Annotated in this window: 17 protein-coding genes and 2 tRNA genes; 16 read left to right on the top strand and 3 right to left on the bottom strand. The window is 41.4% G+C overall.

The window, feature by feature from the left end; genetic code table 11:
• The first annotated feature begins 17 nt into the window (after nt 1-17).
• Complete coding sequence (gene carB, locus ACJZU6_RS13645) at nt 18-3236, top strand: carbamoyl-phosphate synthase large subunit (RefSeq protein ID WP_327767232.1); 3219 nt, start codon at nt 18-20, stop codon at nt 3234-3236.
• A gap of 566 nt (nt 3237-3802) precedes the next feature.
• Nucleotides 3803-4660 carry a magnesium transporter gene (locus ACJZU6_RS13640; protein ID WP_080158463.1) on the top strand — a complete coding sequence of 286 codons (858 nt, stop codon included), beginning with the start codon at nt 3803-3805 and terminating at the stop codon, nt 4658-4660.
• A gap of 155 nt (nt 4661-4815) precedes the next feature.
• Here the strand turns inward: ACJZU6_RS13640 and dacB are convergent, their stop codons facing one another.
• On the bottom strand, nt 4816-6219 hold the full coding sequence (gene dacB, locus ACJZU6_RS13635; RefSeq protein WP_408900436.1) for a serine-type D-Ala-D-Ala carboxypeptidase: 1404 nt from the start codon (nt 6217-6219) through the stop codon (nt 4816-4818).
• A 154-nt stretch (nt 6220-6373) separates the two neighbouring features.
• Nucleotides 6374-7447 (bottom strand): porin, encoded by a 1074-nt coding sequence (locus ACJZU6_RS13630; RefSeq protein WP_394166545.1) that lies wholly within the window; start codon nt 7445-7447, stop codon nt 6374-6376.
• Between the two features lie 608 nt (nt 7448-8055).
• Here ACJZU6_RS13630 and greA point away from each other — a divergent pair.
• On the top strand, nt 8056-8529 hold the full coding sequence (gene greA / locus ACJZU6_RS13625; RefSeq protein ID WP_080158460.1) for a transcription elongation factor GreA: 474 nt from the start codon (nt 8056-8058) through the stop codon (nt 8527-8529).
• Between the two features lie 145 nt (nt 8530-8674).
• Here the strand turns inward: greA and yhbY are convergent, their stop codons facing one another.
• Nucleotides 8675-8971 carry a ribosome assembly RNA-binding protein YhbY gene (gene yhbY / locus ACJZU6_RS13620; protein ID WP_080158459.1) on the bottom strand — a complete coding sequence of 99 codons (297 nt, stop codon included), beginning with the start codon at nt 8969-8971 and terminating at the stop codon, nt 8675-8677.
• A gap of 212 nt (nt 8972-9183) precedes the next feature.
• Between yhbY and rlmE the strand changes: the two genes are divergently transcribed.
• The 13 genes from rlmE to rpsO all read left to right on the top strand — a co-directional run bounded on the left by rlmE (nt 9184) and on the right by rpsO (nt 21866).
• Entirely contained in the window at nt 9184-9813 is a 630-nt protein-coding gene (gene rlmE / locus ACJZU6_RS13615; RefSeq protein WP_080158458.1) for a 23S rRNA (uridine(2552)-2'-O)-methyltransferase RlmE, read from the top strand.
• A gap of 49 nt (nt 9814-9862) precedes the next feature.
• Nucleotides 9863-11806: an ATP-dependent zinc metalloprotease FtsH gene (gene ftsH, locus ACJZU6_RS13610; RefSeq protein WP_080158457.1), complete on the top strand. Its 1944-nt coding sequence runs from the start codon at nt 9863-9865 to the stop codon at nt 11804-11806.
• A gap of 69 nt (nt 11807-11875) precedes the next feature.
• Nucleotides 11876-12709, top strand: coding sequence for a dihydropteroate synthase (gene folP / locus ACJZU6_RS13605; RefSeq protein ID WP_408900435.1), 834 nt, complete (start codon nt 11876-11878; stop codon nt 12707-12709).
• A 96-nt stretch (nt 12710-12805) separates the two neighbouring features.
• Nucleotides 12806-14143, top strand: a complete 1338-nt coding sequence (gene glmM / locus ACJZU6_RS13600; protein WP_408900434.1) for a phosphoglucosamine mutase — start codon at nt 12806-12808, stop codon at nt 14141-14143.
• A gap of 267 nt (nt 14144-14410) precedes the next feature.
• Complete coding sequence (secG, locus tag ACJZU6_RS13595) at nt 14411-14803, top strand: preprotein translocase subunit SecG (RefSeq protein WP_080158454.1); 393 nt, start codon at nt 14411-14413, stop codon at nt 14801-14803.
• Between the two features lie 11 nt (nt 14804-14814).
• A tRNA-Leu gene (locus tag ACJZU6_RS13590) sits at nt 14815-14899 on the top strand.
• A 57-nt stretch (nt 14900-14956) separates the two neighbouring features.
• Nucleotides 14957-15033, top strand: a tRNA-Met gene (locus tag ACJZU6_RS13585).
• 188 nt (nt 15034-15221) lie between these two features.
• Nucleotides 15222-15677, top strand: coding sequence for a ribosome maturation factor RimP (gene rimP / locus ACJZU6_RS13580; RefSeq protein ID WP_080158453.1), 456 nt, complete (start codon nt 15222-15224; stop codon nt 15675-15677).
• Between the two features lie 22 nt (nt 15678-15699).
• Entirely contained in the window at nt 15700-17187 is a 1488-nt protein-coding gene (gene nusA / locus ACJZU6_RS13575; RefSeq protein WP_080158452.1) for a transcription termination factor NusA, read from the top strand.
• A 28-nt stretch (nt 17188-17215) separates the two neighbouring features.
• Nucleotides 17216-19948: a translation initiation factor IF-2 gene (infB, locus tag ACJZU6_RS13570; RefSeq protein ID WP_408900433.1), complete on the top strand. Its 2733-nt coding sequence runs from the start codon at nt 17216-17218 to the stop codon at nt 19946-19948.
• 98 nt (nt 19949-20046) lie between these two features.
• Nucleotides 20047-20448 carry a 30S ribosome-binding factor RbfA gene (gene rbfA / locus ACJZU6_RS13565; protein ID WP_080158450.1) on the top strand — a complete coding sequence of 134 codons (402 nt, stop codon included), beginning with the start codon at nt 20047-20049 and terminating at the stop codon, nt 20446-20448.
• 2 nt (nt 20449-20450) lie between these two features.
• Nucleotides 20451-21398 carry a tRNA pseudouridine(55) synthase TruB gene (truB, locus tag ACJZU6_RS13560; RefSeq protein WP_080158449.1) on the top strand — a complete coding sequence of 316 codons (948 nt, stop codon included), beginning with the start codon at nt 20451-20453 and terminating at the stop codon, nt 21396-21398.
• Between the two features lie 198 nt (nt 21399-21596).
• Entirely contained in the window at nt 21597-21866 is a 270-nt protein-coding gene (gene rpsO, locus ACJZU6_RS13555; RefSeq protein ID WP_006646210.1) for a 30S ribosomal protein S15, read from the top strand.
• Nucleotides 21867-22135: the final 269 nt, after the last annotated feature.

The raw sequence follows: 22135 nt of genomic DNA, 5'->3' as shown, positions 1-22135 counted from the left end.
ACCGGGAGTAGTAAAAAATGCCAAAACGTACTGACATTAAAAGTGTATTAATCTTAGGTGCTGGTCCGATTGTTATCGGTCAAGCGTGTGAATTCGACTACTCTGGTGCACAAGCATGTAAAGCGCTGCGTGAAGAGGGTTACCGCGTTATTCTGGTTAACTCTAACCCTGCAACGATCATGACCGACCCTGATATGGCGGATGCTACATATATAGAGCCTATTCACTGGGAAGTAGTACGCAAGATCATCGAAAAAGAACGTCCTGATGCAGTATTGCCAACGATGGGTGGCCAAACTGCGCTTAACTGTGCCTTAGATCTTGAAAAGTATGGCGTATTAAAAGAATTTAATGTCGAAATGATTGGTGCAACAGCTGACGCAATTGATAAAGCTGAAAACCGCTCTCGTTTTGATAAAGCAATGAAAGCGATTGGCCTTGAGTGTCCTCGCGCAGATACTGCAACTACTATGGAAGAAGCCTATAAAGTGCTCGATATGGTAGGTTTCCCTTGTATTATTCGTCCGTCATTTACGATGGGGGGGACCGGTGGTGGTATTGCATACAATAAAGAAGAATTTGAAGAAATCTGTTCTCGCGGTCTAGATTTATCACCAACAAGTGAATTGTTGATTGATGAATCACTGATTGGCTGGAAAGAATACGAGATGGAAGTGGTTCGTGATAAGAACGATAACTGTATCATCGTATGTGCAATTGAAAACTTTGACCCGATGGGGATTCACACGGGTGACTCAATCACGGTTGCGCCAGCGCAAACACTAACGGACAAAGAATACCAGCTAATGCGTAATGCATCGCTAGCGGTATTACGTGAAATTGGTGTTGAAACGGGTGGTTCCAACGTACAGTTTGGTATTAATCCTGAAGATGGCCGTATGGTTATTATCGAGATGAATCCACGCGTATCACGTTCATCAGCATTGGCGTCTAAAGCGACGGGTTTCCCGATTGCTAAAATTGCGGCAAAACTGGCGATTGGTTTTACTCTTGATGAACTGATGAATGATATTACAGGTGGAGCAACCCCTGCATCATTTGAACCAACCATCGATTATGTAGTAACGAAAATTCCACGTTTTAACTTTGAAAAGTTTGCCGGTGCGAACGACCGTCTGACAACTCAGATGAAGTCGGTGGGCGAAGTAATGGCTATTGGTCGTAACCAACAAGAGTCATTGCACAAAGCATTACGTGGATTAGAAGTGGGTGCTAACGGTTTTGACGAGATGGTTGATCTTGAAGAACCGGATGCAATGAGTAAAATTCGTTATGAATTAAAAGCCGCGGGTGCTGAGCGTATTTGGTATATCGGCGATGCGTTCCGTGCGGGGATGTCTGTTGATGGTATCTTTAATCTAACCGGTATTGACCGCTGGTTCTTGGTTCAAATCGAAGACATCATTAAAGATGAAGTACGCGTTAAAGCGGCAGGTTTTGCGGGCTTAAATGAGCAAGCACTGCGTAGCCTGAAACGTAAAGGTTTTGCAGATGCACGTTTAGCGAAACTACTTGGTGTTGCTGAAGCTGAAATTCGTAAACTGCGTGACCAATTTAATATTCACCCAGTGTACAAGCGTGTTGATACTTGTGCTGCTGAGTTTTCATCAGACACGGCTTACATGTACTCATCATACGATGAGGAATGTGAAGCAAATCCAACCACTAAAGAAAAGATCATGATTCTTGGTGGTGGCCCTAACCGTATCGGTCAAGGTATTGAATTTGATTACTGTTGTGTTCATGCATCACTAGCATTACGTGAAGATGGTTATGAAACTATCATGGTTAACTGTAACCCTGAGACGGTATCAACTGACTACGATACTTCTGACCGTTTATACTTTGAACCCGTCACTCTGGAAGATGTATTAGCGATTGCACGTGTTGAAAAACCTAAAGGTGTGATTGTTCAATACGGTGGTCAAACACCACTTAAACTTGCTCGCGCATTAGAAGCGGCTGGTGTGCCAATTATCGGTACTAGCCCTGATGCCATTGACCGCGCTGAAGATCGTGAACGTTTCCAGCAAGCTGTTGACCGTTTAGGTTTATTACAACCAGAAAACGCAACAGTTACGACGATGGAACAGGCGATTGAGAAATCAAAAATCATCGGTTTCCCGTTAGTTGTGCGCCCATCGTATGTACTTGGCGGTCGCGCAATGGAAATTGTATACGATGAGCAAGATTTACGTCGTTACTTTAATGAAGCTGTTAGCGTTTCAAACGAATCTCCTGTATTGCTTGACCGTTTCCTTGACGATGCCATTGAAGTTGACGTTGATGCAATTTGTGATGGGGAACAAGTTGTTATTGCTGGCATCATGGAGCACATTGAGCAAGCGGGTGTTCACTCTGGTGACTCAGCCTGTTCATTGCCAGCTTATACGCTGAGCAAAGAAATCCAAGACGTGATGCGTGAACAAGTGAAGAACTTGGCGTTTGAACTTGGGGTTCGCGGGTTAATGAATACTCAGTTCGCCGTTAAAGATAACCAAGTTTACTTAATCGAAGTTAACCCTCGTGCTGCGCGTACAGTCCCCTTTGTTTCAAAAGCAACTGGCGTACCTGTTGCAAAAATTGCCGCACGTGTAATGGCTGGCCAATCTCTTGATTCACAAGGTTTTACGAAAGAAGTTATTCCACCGTATTACTCTGTAAAAGAAGTGGTGTTACCGTTTAATAAATTCCCAGGTGTTGACCCATTGTTAGGCCCAGAAATGCGCTCAACAGGTGAAGTAATGGGTATTGGTAATACGTTTGCAGAAGCGTTTGCTAAAGCTGAACTAGGTTGTGGAAAAGAGTACCCTGAAGGTGGTCGTGCACTACTATCGGTACGTGAAGGGGATAAGAAACGAGTGGTTGATTTAGCGTCTAAATTAATCAAACTTGGCTATCAACTTGATGCGACTCACGGTACCGCGGTTATCTTAGGTGAAGCGGGTATTAATCCTCGTTTAGTTAACAAAGTACATGAAGGTCGTCCTCATATTCTTGACCGTATTAAGAATAATGAATACACCTACATTGTTAATACAGCGGAAGGTCGTCAAGCAATTGAAGATTCAAAAGTACTACGTCGTAGTGCTCTCGCTGAGAAGGTAAATTACACCACAACCTTGAATGCTGGTTTTGCTGCTTGTTTGGCGCATACTGCCGATGATCGTAATACGGTAACCTCTATTCAAGAGCTACATGCAATGATCAAATAACCACATAGCAGAATTGTTATCGGTTATAAAATAGCACTGATGGTGTCATTGTTAAGAAGTCGATCATGAAAATGATCGGCTTTTTATTTTTTATGGCATTATTTTAAATTACACGATACCTGAAAGAGTTAACTATTAATGTTATTGCTTTTTGTGTTTTAGAAAAGGCCAGATTTAGTTGCAGCAATGTACTAATAGCGTACAATGCAGTCGTCGCAGTAGGCGATATATTTTTGGAGATGTAAGTGAACGATACCGACCAGCCCCCGAGTATGATGGTGGAAAATCAAGCCTAGTAACGGTATTCGTAACAGTTCCGTGCTGCCAGGCTCGGAATACTATGTCCTTCTTTTTGTGCGATAGCCTATCCACGACATTCTTCCTCGATTTTCCCGTTTATATTTCAGTGCAATTTAATTATTGAATACCCTCACCATCAGTCAATTAATGGCTGTTATTCGCGGTAGGCCTAATGGCATGCCTGAAATTGTGTGGTTCAAGTTTTAAATTGCGACGGTCGCTACTTATTACTCTTGTTTGAGTATCAGTTAACCGGATAAAACGCCATGACAGTAATGAATTTTGCAGCCTATGCTGCCGCAACAGGTGCCCACTTAGATCAACGTGATGCACTGGCTGTGCGTAATGCTTTTCTAAAATATGATTTAGATGAGCAAGCACAATTATTAGCTAAAATGCCCTTGTCTGAAGCCTTAGTTATGCTTCATGAATGTCCTTTACGCCATGTTCAATTATTACTTGATCGGCTTGATGAACGTAAAGAAGATGTCAAAGTGCGCCAACTCGCTAACGGGCTAGGTTTGATCTGCTCTGAAGTTGAACCTGTGGGACATTATTTACAAAATAGTGTCTTTAACCATGTGCGCGAACGTATAGGTTGGATTGTTGGCCTAGCGCTGATGGGGATTGTATCTGGGCTGATTATTTCTCATTATCAAGATACATTGAGCCAGTTAGTCTTGTTGGCTATTTACATGCCCGTGATTGCAGCTGCGGGAGGAAATACCGGATCACAAGCGGCAACGTTAGTGGTACGCGCATTAGCGATGGATGAAATACGATCCCGTGACTGGATAGCGGTATTATGGAAAGAATTTCGAGTGTCGCTAGTGATTGCTATTGGGTTAGCTGCTGTGATCGTTGGGCGGGTGGTCTTTTTTAGTGGGCATGTGCTATTACCCACAGGGATCAGTCTTTATATGGTTGCGCTAGCCATTGGTATTGCTATTTCTATTCAAGTCGTGGTATCGACCAGTGCTGGTGGGTTATTACCGCTAATTGCGCGTGCATTTAATTTAGATCCAGCGGTACTTGTAAGTCCGGTGCTAGCATCAATGGTGGATATTACGGGAATGGTTATTTATTTTAGTACTATTAATTGGATTTTAGGTTTAGGCCATTAATTGTGGTACTTGATGCTGAATATGTGATTAATGGTCATAACTGCTGTTATTAAAGATAAAAAAAAGCCCCATTTATTGATAACTACTTTTTAAGGTATCGTCAATAAATGGGGCTTTTTAGTTGTTACGATTAGCTTAATAACAGCGACAGTGAATCAGTAATTATTATACAGAGATGTATAGTATTGCTTTTCAAATTGATTGATTGGTGGCAGTGGACTGTTTTTTACTTCAGCCGCGGTTGGGTAATAGTTGGTGACCAACTGTACAAACAATAATGGTTGACCTGATTTGGTTTTAATAATACCTGCAAGGTTATAAGTACCAAATAACGATCCTGTTTTAGCAATAATATGATCTTTTAATGGTGCGTTACGGACGCTTTTACGATATTGAAGGGTGCCACTTTTGCCTGCAACGGGTAAATCGGTCATTAATCCTAGTTTAGGGTGATGATAAATGTAAGTAAGCACTTCCATTAAATCATGCGTATTTAAACGGTTATTGCGTGATAAACCTGAGCCATCAACCATGATGGTGTTTGATAAATCAATATTGGCTTTTTGTTTTAGAATTGCCTTAATAGCAGCTACACCATTGGTATAACTACCTGCTTGATTAAAGTATTTAGCGCCCATGGTTTTCGCAAGGTTATCGGCAAATAAATTATCTGAGCGTTTAAGCATAATATACAGCAGAGTGGTTAACGGTGCTGATTGATGAGTGGCAACAACCTTTCCTGTAATGGTGTCATTACGTAAAATTTTACCGTCTAAATGTATACCTGCACGTTTTAATTGCTGCTTAATAATTGCTGTTGAATACAACGTGGTATTTTGAACTGCAAATCGAAGTGGTAGTGGATCTTTCTTTGGTTGAATACAACCCGTGATATGGTAGTGATTGCTATCATTTGCTTGTAATGATAATTCACATAATTGTTCTTTTTGCTGAGCTTTCGTTACTACAATCGCATCATTTGTTGCCGTTACTGGTTGATGGCTTGGAATATTTAAACGTGTTTTAGCACCAAAGGCCATATTTGAATATAACGCCCCCTCAAAACAGTTATGTTCTAACGTAATACTGCTTGATGGCGCACTGTAGCATTGTGTCAACATATCCCATGGTGAGCCAACGGCATGTTCAAAGCCTGTAAAATGGCCACCATTAAGGTAAAGATTGCCTTTGATGGTGTTTGTACCTTGCTGTTTGAGTTGGCGCAGCAGATTAGCAATATCAGTGCTTTTTAATGTTGGATCACCATTAAAGTCTAAAATAACATTATTACCTTGAGTCTCAAGGTTAGTGCTAAAACGGAAGTCATTACCTAAATACAATTTAGCTGCAAGTGCAGTTAATAGCTTTTGTGTACTCGCTGGGGCTTGTAAATGGCTTGCTTGGTGCTGGTAGATGACTTTATTGGTCGTTGGGTTAACAACTAATAGTGAGGCGTCACTACCTGTCGGTAATTGCTTGAGGGCTTGCTGAGGCGAAAATGCAGCAAATGAAGGCATGCTTGTTAATAGCAAGGCTGAGCAAATAAGTCGTTTTAGCATATCAGAATACAATTGTATAAATAGAGTTAATTGTAATGATAGCTTTTTTAATGTCTTTAGTAAAAATGTACCGTCTAAGTGTTCAGTTACGATTAAATAACAAAAAGCGCCGACCGAAGTCGACGCTTTTGGGGTACGCTTTTAATTATTAAAATTAGAAGTCGTAACGAGCACCTAGAGCGAATTGATCGTCGTATAGGTATGCCGCTGGTGTTGCTGTACCTGAAATCTTCTCTGCGTTAGCTTTGTCTAGTAGGTTAATAGTGTAACCTGCATAAGCGCGGAAGTTAGAAGTAAAGAAGTAGGTTGCATCAAAGTCTAGCGCATTTGCCATCTTGTTGTTTGAATCTGTGTTTTCCATAAAGTTATATGTAGAACGTAGAACAACTTTATTGATTGTGTAAGCAGAAGCTAGAGAGAAACCTTGGTAATCAGTATTTGTTGTATCTGCTGTTGAGTACAAGTAGCCCACGTTACGAGCATATTGGTATAGACCAGCAACGTATAGATCACCCATAGTGTAAGATACTGATGCAAAAGTTTGGTTTGCATTTAAATTAGTTGCTTCATTAGCACCTTGGTTTTTCTGTTGACCGTAACCAACACCCATTGCTAGGCCATTGTTGAAGTCATATTTTGCAGCGGTAGAGAAACCAGTTGTATTTTTCTGACTTTCGTCTGCTTTACCATTAGCAACGTAGTTAGCTTTAACAGTTAAACCACCAAAAGTGCCAGTGTAAGCTAGGTTGTTTGTTGTACGGTCTGCAGCTGCAATTTTATTACCAGCTTCGTTACCATAGTATTCCATGATATCGGTAAAGTCAGTTAGCATGCCTAGAGCGCCGTCAGCTTTACCATAAACGATTTGGCCGTAAGTATTGCTCTTAACACCTACATATAGGTAACGGTTGTAATCATTTTCGCCATCAGCTGAGTTATAGTCGTTATTTTCACTACCATCTTCAGCACTACCTGGGTATTGAGATGTTTTGAATTCATGCTCAAAATAACCAAGAGCTGTTAGGTCATCGTTAATTTTAGTTTGAGCATCGATATTAAGACGAACACGAGATGTGTCTTGAATATCACCATTTAAACCTTGAGCACGAGCTTCTACACGGCCGCCGATAGCTAGGCTAGAAGTGTCGTCTGAATAAACTGTTGCTGCTGATGCTGCGCCAGAGAAAGTCGCTGCTGCTACTGCTAGAGCAATTAGGTTCTTGTTCATTGCCGAATCCTTTATATATAGTTTTTTTATAAGTTGCATTTCGATGCTGAATGCTATGGCGTTCTTTTTACTTGTGTCATTGATAATATGTTAGTAAAAAAAACTGAAAAATAGTTTACATATAGCATTTTTAGGTTTTTTTTGTTACTTATTGTTTTATTAATCAGTGTGTTATTATAATAAGTAAAAGTTCTAATTATTTTTTATATTTTAGCTCTATTTAGAAATTAATATATTTTTTATGCTTAAAAAAAATATTTTTATTTCAAATAGTGTGATTTGACGCGCTTTTTAATGTTGATTAAGCAAGGTGTCTTTTTTTGTATTTAGAGATAAAGCCAGAAGGGATAGTAAGCGCTAACAACAAATAAATACTGATTATTATTATCGTCAATATTCAGCTTTGGTGTTTTAATCGCGGTATAACAAAATAATTCGTCGATAAATAACAGTTAAATGCGGATTATCATTTATCAATGATGATCTCTGGGTCATCTTTGTTTAAAATAAACCAAATCATTTTTATTCTGTCAGGCTAGCTTAATGTTAGGTTGACTATTTTTACCTGAAATTGGCGAGCGCTATCAGGTTACAGAGGCTATTTATTTATGGAAAAAGTACCAATGACTGTTCGCGGTGAACAGAAGCTACTAAAAGAACTTGAGGTGTTATTGAAGCGTCGTCCGCTGATTTCTCAAGCAATTGCTGAAGCTCGCGAACTTGGTGACTTAAAGGAAAACGCTGAGTACCATGCTGCACGTGAAGAACAGGGTATTTGTGAAGCGCAAATTCGTGATATTGAATACAAACTATCTGTTGCTCAAGTGATTGATGTAACAACATTAGCGAATACGGGCAAAGTTATTTTTGGTACGACTATCAAACTATTAGATTTAGATAGTGATAAAGAAATGACATATTGTATCGTGGGTGATGATGAGGCCGATATTAAGCAAAACTTGATATCAGTAAACTCACCGATTGCACGCGGTTTAATTGGTAAATTAGTCGGTGATGAAGTTCAAATTACAACCCCAGGTGGTTTAAAAGAATTTGAAATCATGGATGTACAATACGTTTAATAATTAATTGCTGTTTGTCGTAACTAAAAATATAGACTATGTTTGACAAATAAGCGTTAACTTATTAATAACGGTAGAGTTTGTCGTTAGCAAAAAGAAATTATTGCCAACGACAGCAATAAAAAAGGCCGCTAGGCGGCCTTTTTTATTTGCGAGGAAGTTCGATTTTACGATCTTCGCTTGGGCGGTAAATCACTAAAGTTTTACCAATCACTTGTACTTTTTCCGCTTTAGTTTCGCGAATAATAGCATCAACGATTAAAAGTTTAGTTTCACGATCTTCAGACGCTACTTTTACTTTAATCAGTTCGTGGTGGTTTAGAGCAAGGTCGATTTCGGCTAATACTGCTTCAGTAAGACCATTCGCACCCATAAGAACAACAGGTTTTAGGTTGTGAGCTAGACCTTTTAAGAATTGCTTTTGTTTTGTGCTTAGATTCATGATGACTCTATTTTTTTAGTTACAAGGGTTGAAAACGCGACATTCTACCGCCATCTAGTCTAGAAGACTAATTTGTTTAATAGATGAGAGTCGGAAAATTTACAGTGATTATGTTGCACTGCACATTTTTAGGGCGCAATCTAGTGAATTAGGTGCGATAAAGTCTTTAGCCGACGTATACTTACTAAGTATGGCAACGCATTAGGTTTAGCATGAGTAGAAAAAAACAATCCGCTAGCTCCGGCCGGTGGTTAAAAGAACATTTTGACGATAAATATGTACAAGAAGCGCAGAAACGAGGTTATCGTTCTCGTGCTTTCTTTAAAATTGAAGAAATTCAAAATAAAGATAAATTATTAAAACCTGGCATGACTGTAGTTGACCTTGGTGCTGCACCTGGTGGTTGGTCACAGTATGCGGCAGAAATTGTAGGTGATGATGGACAGGTCATCGCTTGTGATATTTTACCAATGGATTCACTACCTGGAGTTAGTTTCCTTCAAGGTGATTTCCGTGAAGAAGCAGTATTAGATGCTTTATTGGCACGCATTAAACCAGAAATGGTCGATGTGGTAATGTCTGATATGGCACCTAATATGAGTGGTAATCTTGCATCCGACCAACCTCGAGCTATGTACCTTGTTGAACTTGCATTAGATATGTGTCGACAAGTACTTGCACCGAATGGCAGTTTTACGGTAAAAGTTTTCCAAGGCGAAGGCTTTGACCAATATCTCGCTGATATTCGTAGCATGTTTAAAGTGGTCAAAATTCGTAAACCAGATTCCTCGCGAGATCGTTCGCGTGAAGTCTATATTGTGGCTACAGGTTACAAACTGTAGTAATCTACATTCATCTTTTAGTTATCGCGAGGTTAACACCTTGAGTGACATGGCAAAAAACTTGATTTTATGGCTGGTCATTGCTGTTGTTCTTATGTCTGTATTCCAGAGTTTCGGAACCAATAGTAATAGTACCAAAGGCCAAGTCGATTATACGACATTTGTCCGTCAAATCGGTCAGGATCAGATAAAGGAAGTACGATTCAATGATCGTGAAATCACTGTAACCAAACGTGATAATGCGAGCTATGTAACATACTTACCTGTCGCAAATGATCCTAAACTGTTAGACGATTTAATTAACGCAAATGTAGCTGTTGCGGGTACACCTCCTGAAGAACCAAGCCTTTTAGCTTCAATCTTCATTTCGTGGTTCCCAATGTTGTTACTAATTGGTGTTTGGATCTTCTTTATGCGTCAGATGCAGGGCGGTGGTGGCAAAGGTGCCATGTCGTTCGGTAAATCTAAAGCACGTATGATGGGTGAAGACCAAATCAAAACAACCTTTGCTGATGTAGCGGGTTGTGATGAAGCTAAAGAAGACGTTAAAGAATTGGTTGATTACTTACGTGATCCAAGCCGTTTCCAAAAGCTAGGTGGTAAAATCCCAACAGGTGTGTTGATGGTTGGTCCTCCTGGTACGGGTAAAACTTTATTAGCAAAAGCGATTGCTGGTGAAGCTAAAGTACCGTTCTTTACTATCTCTGGTTCTGACTTTGTTGAAATGTTTGTCGGTGTGGGTGCATCCCGTGTCCGTGATATGTTTGAACAAGCGAAGAAAGCAGCGCCTTGTATTATCTTTATCGATGAAATCGATGCTGTAGGTCGTCAACGTGGTGCTGGTGTTGGTGGTGGTCATGATGAACGTGAACAAACACTAAACCAAATGCTGGTTGAAATGGATGGCTTTGAAGGTAATGAAGGTATTATCGTTATTGCCGCAACTAACCGTCCCGATGTACTTGACCCAGCTTTACTTCGTCCTGGCCGTTTCGACCGCCAAGTTGTTGTTGGTCTTCCAGATGTACGTGGTCGTGAGCAGATTCTTAAAGTTCACATGCGTAAAGTACCGCTAGACGGTGATGTGAATCCATCATTGATTGCACGTGGTACACCAGGTTTCTCTGGTGCCGATCTTGCAAACCTTGTTAACGAAGCTGCGTTGTTTGCTGCTCGTGGTGATAAGCGCACTGTTTCAATGGTTGAATTTGAACTAGCAAAAGACAAAATCATGATGGGCGCAGAGCGTAAGTCAATGGTGATGTCTGAAGATCAGAAAGCATCAACGGCATACCATGAAGCCGGTCACGCAATTATTGGTCGCTTAGTACCGGATCACGATCCTGTGTACAAAGTATCCATTATTCCACGTGGTCGTGCGTTAGGTGTGACAATGTACTTACCTGAACAAGATCGTGTAAGTCATTCTCGTGAATTCTTAGAATCTATGATTTCAAGTCTTTACGGTGGTCGTCTGGCTGAAGAACTTATCTATGGTCGTGAGAAAGTATCAACAGGTGCATCAAACGACATTGAACGCGCTACTGATATTGCACGTAAGATGGTGACTCAGTGGGGCTTCTCTGACAAGTTAGGTCCATTATTGTACGCAGAAGACGAAGGTGAAGTATTCCTTGGTCGTTCAGTAACACAAAGTAAGCATATGTCTGATGACACAGCGAAGCTGATTGATACTGAAGTTCGTATTCTGATTGATCGTAACTACCAACGCGCACGTCAGATTTTGGTTGATAATATGGATATCATGCATGCAATGAAAGATGCATTGATGAAATATGAAACCATTGACGCAGGTCAGATTGATGACTTAATGGAACGTAAAGCTGAAATTCGAGCACCAAAAGGCTGGAGTGATGATGGCGATACGTTGCGAAATGCACCTGAAACTGAACTTGCTCCTGATGAGCCAGTTGGTGACGGTATCGATGCGCTATCTGAGAAAGATGATACAGATAGTACGCCTCGAGCATAATTGCTAAGTAAATAGAAAACCCTGACTTAGGTCGGGGTTTTTTTTTGTTGAAATTTGCGGAGTCATAATATGCAACTAATCAGTAAAAGTAAGATTCTTGATCTTACAACGCCTCAAGTGATGGGGATTGTTAATATTACGCCAGATTCTTTTTCTGATGGCGGTAAATATCACCAGTTAGATCACGCATTACGTCATGTTGAAGCTATGATTGAGGCTGGCACGGCGATCATTGATATTGGTGGTGAATCGACGCGACCAGGGGCGGCTGATGTTAATGTTGAGACGGAACTGGCTCGTGTTATTCCAGTAATAGAGGCAATTCGACAACGGTTTGATTGTTGGATTTCAATTGATACTAGTAAAGCGCAAGTGATGACTGAAGCGGTTAATGCGGGGGCTGATTTAATTAATGATGTTCGCGCATTACAAGATTTAGGTGCATTAGACGCTGCGGCACAAGCAAATGTTCCTATATGCTTGATGCATATGCAAGGCCAACCGCGTACAATGCAGTCCGATCCAAACTATGACGATTTGATTGTAGACGTTAATCAATTTTTGATTGAACGGATTCAAGCTTGTGAACAGCATGGGATTACTTGTCAACAGCTTATATTAGATCCTGGTTTTGGATTTGGTAAAACAGTGGCGCATAATTATCAACTATTAGCACAACTTGAACAGTTTCATCAGTTTGGCTTGCCGCTATTAGCGGGAATGTCTCGTAAGTCAATGATTTCGAAATTATTAAATAAGCCTCCCGTTGAGTGTGTTGCTGGCAGTCTAGCGTGTGCGACGATTGCAGCAATGAAAGGTGCGCAAATAATTCGAGTTCATGACGTACAAGAGACAATTGATGTTATTAAAGTCTGTAATATGGTGATGAATTATTCCAAATAATGCAGATATAACCTTATTACAGTGAATGATTGTAACAAAAAGCACTAAGCTAATTACAATCAATATACTTATAAAAAAGAAAGCTAGGAGTGTAAAATGGCTGAACGTAAGTTCTTTGGTACTGATGGTATTCGTGGTTTTGTTGGTGAAGGTCCGATTACACCTGAGTTTGTAATGAAATTGGGTTGGGCGGCTGGTCGTGTATTATCACAAACGGGTACTAAAAAAGTATTAATCGGTAAAGATACTCGAATTTCAGGTTACATGTTGGAGTCTGCATTAGAAGCAGGCCTTGCAGCTGCAGGTCTAAAAGCGGCTTTTACTGGTCCAATGCCAACACCCGCTGTTGCTTATTTAACTCGCACGTTCCGCGCTGAAGCGGGTATTGTGATTTCTGCATCACATAACCCTTATCACGATAACGGCATCAAATTCTTCTCTGCGCAAGGTACAAAGTTACCCGATGACGTTGAAGCTGCAATTGAAGCTGAAATGGAAAAACCATTAACGTGTGTTGAGTCTGCATTATTAGGTAAAGCTTACCGTATTGATGATGCGGCAGGTCGTTATATTGAGTTCTGTAAAGGCACATTCCCTAATCATTTAAGCCTTGAAGGTTTTAAGATTGTTGTCGATTGTGCCCATGGTGCAACTTACCATATTGCGCCTAAAGTATTTAGTGAACTAGGTGCTGAAATTATTACTATTGGTTGCGAGCCTAACGGTGTCAATATTAATGATAAAGTAGGTGCAACAGATGTTGCTGCATTACAAGCTAAAGTATTAGCAGAAAAAGCTGACTTTGGTATTGCACTTGATGGTGATGGTGACCGTGTGATCATGGTTGACGAGCTAGGTAATAAAGTTGATGGTGATCAGATCGCTTACATCATTGCTCGTGATGCATTACGTTGTGGTGAGCTAAAAGGTGGTGTGGTTGGTACATTAATGACCAATATGGGCATGGAAGTTGCACTTAAAAATCTAGGCATTCCTTTTGTACGTGCAAAAGTGGGTGACCGTTATGTAATGGAAGAGCTAATCAAAAATAACTGGCTAATTGGTGCTGAAAACTCTGGCCACGTTATTTTACTTGATAAAGTAACAACCGGTGACGGTATTGTAGCGGGTCTACAAGTTATGGCTTCTATTGTATCTAGCAAAATGAGCTTAAAAGAGCTGAGTGATGGCATGACAATGTTCCCACAAGTGCTAGAAAATGTTCGCTTTAAAGGTGAAAGCGATCCGCTACAATCAGCTGCTGTTATTGCTGCAACTCAAGCCGTTGAGAAAAAATTAGGTGATAATGGTCGCGTATTATTACGTAAGTCAGGCACAGAGCCATTGATTCGTGTTATGGTTGAAGGCCAAAATGCAGCTGATGTTAAGCAATATGCATTAGATATTGCAACAGCAGTAAAAGAAAACTGCTAAATGCAATTGTTGATAACTACTTAATTTTTTAAGTGTTATTCAATGATGGTGAAGGCTGGCTAATAAAATATAGTCAGCCTTTTTATTTTGATTACTTTGTTTTTGGCTAAATGTTGTGCAAGCGGTTCGGAATATTCACTTTTTGAGTAAATATTACTTGTCTCTACCACAGGGTTTCGCTAGTATTCATTCGCTCTCTAGATAAGAGGAATGCGCTGGCACTGCTAAAGCAAAGTCGGTATAGCAATTTTACCATAGGTGGAACCCATGTACGAAATTCTACTTGTGATTTATCTTGTCGCTGCGCTTGGTGTAATTGGCCTAGTAATGATTCAACAAGGTAAAGGCGCAGATATGGGAGCTTCATTCGGGGCTGGTGCATCAGGAACTTTGTTCGGCTCTAGCGGCTCAGGAAATTTTCTAACTCGAATGACAACACTTTGTGCAATCATTTTCTTTGCGATTAGTCTTGTGCTTGGCAATATCAGTACTAAGAAATCAGCAGAGACAAGTGGTTGGGACGACCTTTCGGCTCCAGTTACAACACAAACTGTTGAACAACCAAAGACTGCAATTTCTACTGATAAAGTAGTTGCAGCAGAAAAAACGACTGAGAACACTGCTGAAACAACACCAGCAACAAGTGAAAAATCTCAGTAAGTAAAGATTTAGCCGAGATGGTGAAATTGGTAGACACGCTAGCATGAGGTGCTAGTGCCGCAAGGTGTAGGGGTTCAAGTCCCCTTCTCGGCACCATTATACTGGTTACTTGTAATAGTAACATCTGAACGGTATACTCTGTTCAGAATCGGACGCGGGGTGGAGCAGCTTGGTAGCTCGTCGGGCTCATAACCCGAAGGTCGTTGGTTCAAATCCGGCCCCCGCAACCACTTTCCTGAAAATAGACTATTCTTATTTTTGAATGTTTGTTTTCTTACTGAGACTCTTGCTTGCATGATCTTAGTAATCAGGGTCCAGTAATAAAAAACCCCGTATTCGGGGTTTTTTATTATCTGAAACATGACCATTCAGGTATTTACTGGGCTTTATGCCCTTTTTTTGTTTCCGGGGGGTTGTCTTGACAGCTTTAGAGACACAATTAACCGACTTACTTGAGCCTTCTGTTCAAGCTATTGGCTTTGAACTTGTTGGTTTAGAGTTTATCCGTGCTGGTGCACACTCCACACTTCGCGTGTTTATTGACCATGAAAATGGTATTAATGTAGACGGTTGTGCTGAAGTGAGCCGCCAGATTAGTGCAGTAATGGATGTTGAAGATCCTATTACTGTTGCTTACCACTTAGAAGTGTCTTCCCCTGGATTGGAAAGACCACTCTTCAAAGCTGCACATTACCAACAATTTATTGGTCATGAAGTTAGCTTAGTATTAAAAATGGCGATGGGTAACCGTCGTAAGTGGAAAGGTGACATTGTCGCTGTTGAAGGCGAACTGATCACACTTAACGTAGATGGCAATGACGAGTCCTTTGCACTTAGCAATATCTCCAAGGCCAACCTAGTTCCAAAATTCTAACCGCTAAATTGGGGCATTAGAAATGAACAAAGAAATTTTGGCTGTCGTAGAAGCGGTATCCAACGAAAAAGCTGTTCCTCGCGAGCGTATTTTTGAAGCGCTTGAAATTGCATTAGCGACAGCAACTAAAAAGAAACACGAAGCAGAAATTGAAGTTCGTGTTGTTATCGATCGTAAAACAGGTGAATTCGAAACTTTCCGTCGTTGGAAAGCAGTAGAAGAGGTAACTCAACCAACACTTGAAATTACGTTAGAAGCGGCACAGTATGAAGATCCAACAATCTCCGTTGGCGATTATGTTGAAGATGATATTCAATCTGTAACGTTTGACCGTATTACTACACAAACAGCTAAGCAAGTGATCGTACAAAAAGTACGTGAAGCTGAGCGTGAGCAAATTGTGGCACAGTTTATTGACAACGAAGGTGAGCTAATCACTGGTATTGTTAAGAAAGTAAATCGTGACGCAGTAATCATTGATTTAGGTAGCAACGCAGAAGCAGTCATCCAACGTGATGATCAACTTCCTCGTGAAAACTTCCGTCCAGGCGACCGCGTTCGTGGTCTATTGTACAAAGTTGCACCTGAAGCTCGTGGTTTCCAGTTATTCATGACGCGTTCTAAGCCAGAGATGCTATCTGAGCTGTTCCGTATTGAAGTGCCAGAAATGGGCGAAGAACTGATTGAACTTATGGGCGCAGCTCGCGATCCTGGTTCTCGTGCGAAAATCGCAGTAAAAACTAACGATAAGCGTATTGACCCAGTGGGTGCGTGTGTTGGTATGCGTGGCGCACGTGTTCAAGCTGTTTCTAGTGAGCTTGGCGGTGAGCGTATTGATATCGTATTGTGGGATGAAAATGCTGCACAATATGTGATCAATGCAATGGCTCCAGCGGAAGTTGATTCAATCATTGTTGATGAAGACAACCACACAATGGATATTGCTGTACAGAAAGATAATCTGGCACAAGCAATTGGTCGTAACGGTCAAAACGTACGTCTAGCATCACAGCTTACTGGCTGGGAACTAAACGTAATGACAGTTGAAGACTTACAGAAAAAACACCAAGCAGAAGCACAAGCATCAATTGAAGTGTTTACTAAGCACCTTGATATTGATGAAGACTTCGCAACTGTATTGGTGGAAGAAGGCTTTACTACACTAGAAGAAATTGCTTACGTTCCATTAAGTGAATTAATGGATGTTGACGGTCTTGATGAAGAGACTATCGAGCAATTACGTAGCCGTGCAAAAGCCGCATTGACTACATTAGCGCTTGCTAAAGAAGAAACGCTTGACGGTGTAGAACCGGCAGAAGATTTATTAAGTCTGGAAGGTCTTGAGCGCGAGTTAGCGTTTAAGTTTGCAGCAAAAGGTATTTGTACGCTTGAAGATCTTGCTGATCAAGGAACTGATGACTTGACCGACATTGAAGGCGTGGACGATGCAAAAGCGGGTGAGCTAATTATGGCTGCGCGTAATATTTGCTGGTTCAGCGACGAAGCGTAATCAAAAAATAAAGCAAGGGAGGAGCATTATGTCAGAGGTTACAGTTAAAACATTGGCGGAAGAAATTGGTACGCCAATTGACCGTTTACTTCAACAGCTTTCAGATGCTGGGATTGCTAAGAATGTTGATGAAAATGTAAGCCAAACCGAAAAACAGGCGTTACTTAACCATCTCCAAAAGGAGCATGGTAGTGACGGCAATACTGACGGCGCTCCAACTCGTCTGACTCTGCAGCGCAAGACACGTAGTACATTAAGTGTCTCTGGCAACGGTGGTAAGAGCAAAAATGTTCAAGTAGAAGTGCGCAAAAAGCGCACCTACGTGAAACGTTCAGCACTTGAGGATGAACAACGTGCAGCAGAAGATGCTGTTAAGCGCGAAGCAGAAGCTGAAGCGCAACGTGAAGCTGATACGATTGCTCACCAAGCCGCAGAAGAAGCAGCGAAACGTAAGGCAGAGGAAGCTGCATTACGTCAAGCTGAAGAGCAGCGTAAGGCAACAGAAACTGCTGAGCGTGAAGCAGAACAGAAATTGAAGCGTGACGCTGAGGATAAAGCGAATCGTACCGAACAGGATAAGCGTAAAGCTGACGAAAAAGCTAAGCGCATCGTCGCTGACAAACAGGCTAAGTTAGATGCTGAAGTACTACAGCGTCGTCTGGAAGAGGAAGCCAAGCGAAAAGCCGAAGAAGAAAGTCAGCGTCAGCTAGAAGAGGCTCGCAAAATGGCAGAACAGAACGAGAAAAACGGGATAAAACCTGAGCAAGCAGTAAGTATGGAAAAATCTGATTACCATACAACGACATCAACATATGCTCGTGCTGCAGAAGACGAACAAGACCGCAAAGAAGAAACTTCTCGCCGTCGTAAAAAGAAAAAGCCAGCGGCTAAGCAAGACGAACGTGGTGGCCGTGGCGGTCGTAACCAACGTGGTCGCGGTAAGCCTCAAATGAACAAACCAGCTTCAATGCAGCATGGTTTTGATAAAACAGCACAAGTTGCTAAGCAAGATGTTGTTATCGGTGAAACGATTACTGTTGCTGAGCTAGCGAACAAAATGTCTGTTAAAGGCGTTGAAGTTATCAAGGTAATGATGAAGATGGGCGCTATGGCGACTATCAACCAAATCATTGACCAAGAAACTGCATCACTAGTTGCTGAAGAAATGGGTCACAAAGTTATTCTACGTAAAGAAAACGAGCTTGAAGAAGCAGTGCTTTCTGACCGTAATGCAGACGACCTACTGAAAGTTTCTCGTGCACCTGTTGTTACTATCATGGGTCACGTTGACCACGGTAAAACATCAACACTTGACTACATTCGTAAAGCACACGTTGCTTCAGGCGAAGCTGGTGGTATTACACAGCACATCGGTGCTTACCATGTTGAAACTGAAAACGGCATGATCACGTTCCTTGATACTCCTGGACACGCAGCGTTTACTGCTATGCGTGCTCGTGGTGCTCAAGCGACAGATATCGTTGTACTTGTAGTTGCAGCAGACGATGGCGTAATGCCACAAACAATCGAAGCAATTCAGCACGCAAAAGCGGCTGGTGTACCTTTGATCGTTGCGGTAAACAAGATCGATAAAGAAGATGCAAACCCAGACAACGTGAAGAATGAGTTAGCTCAATACGACGTTATGCCTGAAGAGTGGGGCGGTGAGAACATGTTTGTTCACATCTCTGCGAAACAAGGTACTAACATCGATGGTCTACTAGAAGCAATTCTACTTCAGTCAGAAATTCTTGAGCTAACAGCAGTTGAAGAAGGCATGGCATCTGGCGTAGTTATCGAATCACGTCTTGATAAAGGCCGTGGTCCTGTAGCAACTGTACTTGTTCAAGAAGGTACATTGCGTAAAGGCGATATCGTTCTTTGTGGTCTAATGCATGGTCGTATTCGTGCAATGCGCAACGAACAAGGTCAAGAAATTGAATCAGCAGGTCCATCTATTCCTGTTGAGATCCTTGGTCTTTCTGGTGTTCCATCATCAGGTGACGAAGCGACTGTTGTACGTGATGAGCGTAAAGCACGTGAAGTTGCACTTTACCGTCAAGGTAAATTCCGTGATGTTAAACTAGCACGTCAACAAAAATCTAAACTAGAAAACATGTTTGCTAACATGGAAGCTGGTGAAGTTGCTGAGCTAAACGTTGTGCTTAAAGCTGACGTTCAAGGTTCTGTTGAAGCAATTGCTGACTCACTACGTAAACTTTCAACTGATGAAGTTAAAGTTAACATTGTAGGTTCAGGTGTTGGTGCAATCACTGAAACTGATGCAGTACTTGCAGCAGCTTCTAACGCTATCGTACTTGGTTTCAACGTTCGTGCTGATGCGTCTGCGCGTCAAACAATCGAAAATGAAAACCTAGACTTACGTTACTACTCAATCATCTACCAACTAATCGACGAAGTTAAAGCGGCGATGGGCGGTATGTTGGCTCCTGAGTTCAAGCAAGAGATCATTGGTCTTGCTGAAGTACGTGACGTATTTAAGTCACCTAAGATCGGCGCAATCGCTGGTTGTATGGTTACTGAAGGTACTATCAAGCGTAACAACCCTATTCGTGTTCTACGTGAAAACGTAGTTATCTACGAAGGTGAGCTTGAGTCACTACGTCGCTTTAAAGATGACGTGCCTGAAGTTAAGAACGGTTACGAGTGTGGTATCGGCGTTAAGAACTACAACGACGTTCGCGTTGGTGACCAGATCGAAGTATTCGAAATTATTGAAATCCAACGTACACTTGATTAATAATCAGTGTAGATAGTTGTTTTTCAACATGATAATGATAATGGGGAGCTTCGGCTCCCCATTCTTTCAAGAGCATTATTCTTAGAGAGAGCAAGAAAATGGCAAAAGAATTTAGCCGTACCCAACGTGTAGCGCAACAGCTACAAAAAGAATTGGCTGTAATTTTACAGCGTGAGATCAAAGATCCTGCGATTGCAATGACTACTATTTCAAGTGTTGATGTATCGCGTGATATGAACTACGCCAAAATTTATGTAACGTTTTTCCCAATTGGTGAGCAAACTGCTGAAGGTAGTTTAGAAGCATTACGTGAAATGGCACCTTACATCCGTTCACTACTAGGTAAAGAGATTCGCCTACGTGTGACACCTGAACTTAACTTCATTTTCGATCAGTCGTTAACTGAAGGTATGCGTATTTCAAACCTAGTATCTAAAGCGGTACGTGACGATGAAGATCGTCGTGGTGATGAAGACGAAGCAGAAAAAGGCGAGGAGTAAACATGGCACGTCGTCGTAAAGGTCGTCCAATTAACGGTGTGATCTTGGTTGATAAACCAACAGGCATTAGTTCTAACGATACCCTGCAAAAAGTGAAACGTATCTTTTTTGCACAAAAAGCGGGCCATACTGGTGCGCTTGATCCTTTAGCGACGGGCATGTTACCGCTTTGTTTTGGTGAAGCGACCAAGTTTTCACAATTTTTATTAGATTCAGATAAGCGTTATCGTGTGGTTGCTAAATTAGGCGAGCGTACTGATACCTCTGATTCTGATGGTGAAGTGGTTGAAACCCGCGCTGTAAATGTTGAACGCGATCAACTTGAAGCTTGTATTGATAGCTTTCGTGGCACGACTGATCAAATTCCATCGATGTACTCAGCATTAAAGTATCAAGGCCGTAAATTATATGAATACGCGCGTGAAGGAATTTCTATTCCTCGTGAATCGCGTAAGATTACTGTGTATTCAGTTGAGTTACTGCGCTTTGATAACAACGAAGTTGAAATGGAACTGCATGTGTCAAAAGGCACATACATTCGTACTATTGTTGATGATCTTGGTGAAATGCTAGGTTGTGGCGCTCATGTGACTTACTTACGTCGTACTGGCGTATCTAACTTTCCTTATGAGCGTATGGTAACGATTGAGCAGCTACAGGCGATGCTTGACCAAGCTATAGCGGATGAAATTGAACCCGGTACAGTATTAGATGCATTATTATTGCCAACTGATACTGCGGTACAAGATTTACCAGCAGTAAATATTACAGCAGAAGCGGCTGTGCATGTACTACATGGTAATCCTGTTGCTGCCGAGGTTGTTCCCGCTGAAGGCACTTTAGTGCGTATTACCGTTGGGGATACTGCTGAGTTTATTGGTGTTGGTACCATTGATGCAAAAGGCATGTTGGCACCAAAACGAGTAATGGCAAACGAACAAGAACAATAATGATACCAGCCGATCGCTCGTTATTATGCACACGAAATCATCATGATTATTGTGTATGAGTTGCTTGAGATTAAAAATAAAACTGGTTAATTATTCGCTTGTAGTTAGTTCCGCTGATCAGTATAATCCGCGGCTTGGGTGTCGGCTGAATCAGAGATTGGCGGCACAAATTAAAACATCTTGTATTAGGAATGAGTTATGTCTCTGAATGCAGAAACTAAAGCAGCAATCGTTGCAGATTACGCACAATGTGAAAATGATACTGGTTCTCCTGAAGTTCAGGTTGCACTTTTAACAGCGCAAATCAACCACCTTCAAGGTCACTTTGCTAACCACAAGCATGACCACCACAGCCGTCGCGGTTTACTACGCATGGTTTCTCGTCGTCGTAAGCTTCTAGATTACCTTAAAGGTAAAAACCTAGATCGTTACCAAGACTTGATCAAGCGTCTAGGCCTACGTCGCTAAGATTGCTTTAAGAAAGGAGCCCTAGGCTCCTTTCTTTTTATCTGCTCTTTTTATTATAGATACCGCTATTATTTATACGTCCCCCTGTCATCTTTCATAATTTCGTCTACTATCTGTACCGGAGTTAAGCTCAAGTTTGTTGTATGAATGCTTTCGCAGAGATATGATGGGTGCCGAGTAAATAACTGCCTATTTCCACTTGTTATGACTTTGCGAGTCGTTTTCCTCGACCTTCAGGTCGCGGCTAATAAAAGTTTTTCTTGATTATG

The organism is Photobacterium piscicola (assembly GCF_046058925.1).
Classification (GTDB): domain Bacteria; phylum Pseudomonadota; class Gammaproteobacteria; order Enterobacterales; family Vibrionaceae; genus Photobacterium; species Photobacterium piscicola.
The sequence above is the reverse complement of the archived record's forward strand: the minus strand, read 5'-3'. Positions and strand labels throughout refer to the sequence as shown.

Bases quoted from the DNA above. Each gene is read 5' to 3' on its own strand.
- carB (WP_327767232.1), top strand. From the start codon at position 18: ATGCCAAAACGTACTGACATTAAAAGTGTATTAATCTTAGGTGCTGGT.
- ACJZU6_RS13640 (WP_080158463.1), top strand. From the start codon at position 3,803: ATGACAGTAATGAATTTTGCAGCCTATGCTGCCGCAACAGGTGCCCAC.
- dacB (WP_408900436.1), bottom strand. From the start codon at position 6,219: ATGCTAAAACGACTTATTTGCTCAGCCTTGCTATTAACAAGCATGCCT.
- ACJZU6_RS13630 (WP_394166545.1), bottom strand. From the start codon at position 7,447: ATGAACAAGAACCTAATTGCTCTAGCAGTAGCAGCAGCGACTTTCTCT.
- greA (WP_080158460.1), top strand. From the start codon at position 8,056: ATGGAAAAAGTACCAATGACTGTTCGCGGTGAACAGAAGCTACTAAAA.
- yhbY (WP_080158459.1), bottom strand. From the start codon at position 8,971: ATGAATCTAAGCACAAAACAAAAGCAATTCTTAAAAGGTCTAGCTCAC.
- rlmE (WP_080158458.1), top strand. From the start codon at position 9,184: ATGAGTAGAAAAAAACAATCCGCTAGCTCCGGCCGGTGGTTAAAAGAA.
- ftsH (WP_080158457.1), top strand. From the start codon at position 9,863: ATGGCAAAAAACTTGATTTTATGGCTGGTCATTGCTGTTGTTCTTATG.
- folP (WP_408900435.1), top strand. From the start codon at position 11,876: ATGCAACTAATCAGTAAAAGTAAGATTCTTGATCTTACAACGCCTCAA.
- glmM (WP_408900434.1), top strand. From the start codon at position 12,806: ATGGCTGAACGTAAGTTCTTTGGTACTGATGGTATTCGTGGTTTTGTT.
- secG (WP_080158454.1), top strand. From the start codon at position 14,411: ATGTACGAAATTCTACTTGTGATTTATCTTGTCGCTGCGCTTGGTGTA.
- nusA (WP_080158452.1), top strand. From the start codon at position 15,700: ATGAACAAAGAAATTTTGGCTGTCGTAGAAGCGGTATCCAACGAAAAA.
- infB (WP_408900433.1), top strand. From the start codon at position 17,216: ATGTCAGAGGTTACAGTTAAAACATTGGCGGAAGAAATTGGTACGCCA.
- rbfA (WP_080158450.1), top strand. From the start codon at position 20,047: ATGGCAAAAGAATTTAGCCGTACCCAACGTGTAGCGCAACAGCTACAA.
- truB (WP_080158449.1), top strand. From the start codon at position 20,451: ATGGCACGTCGTCGTAAAGGTCGTCCAATTAACGGTGTGATCTTGGTT.
- rpsO (WP_006646210.1), top strand. From the start codon at position 21,597: ATGTCTCTGAATGCAGAAACTAAAGCAGCAATCGTTGCAGATTACGCA.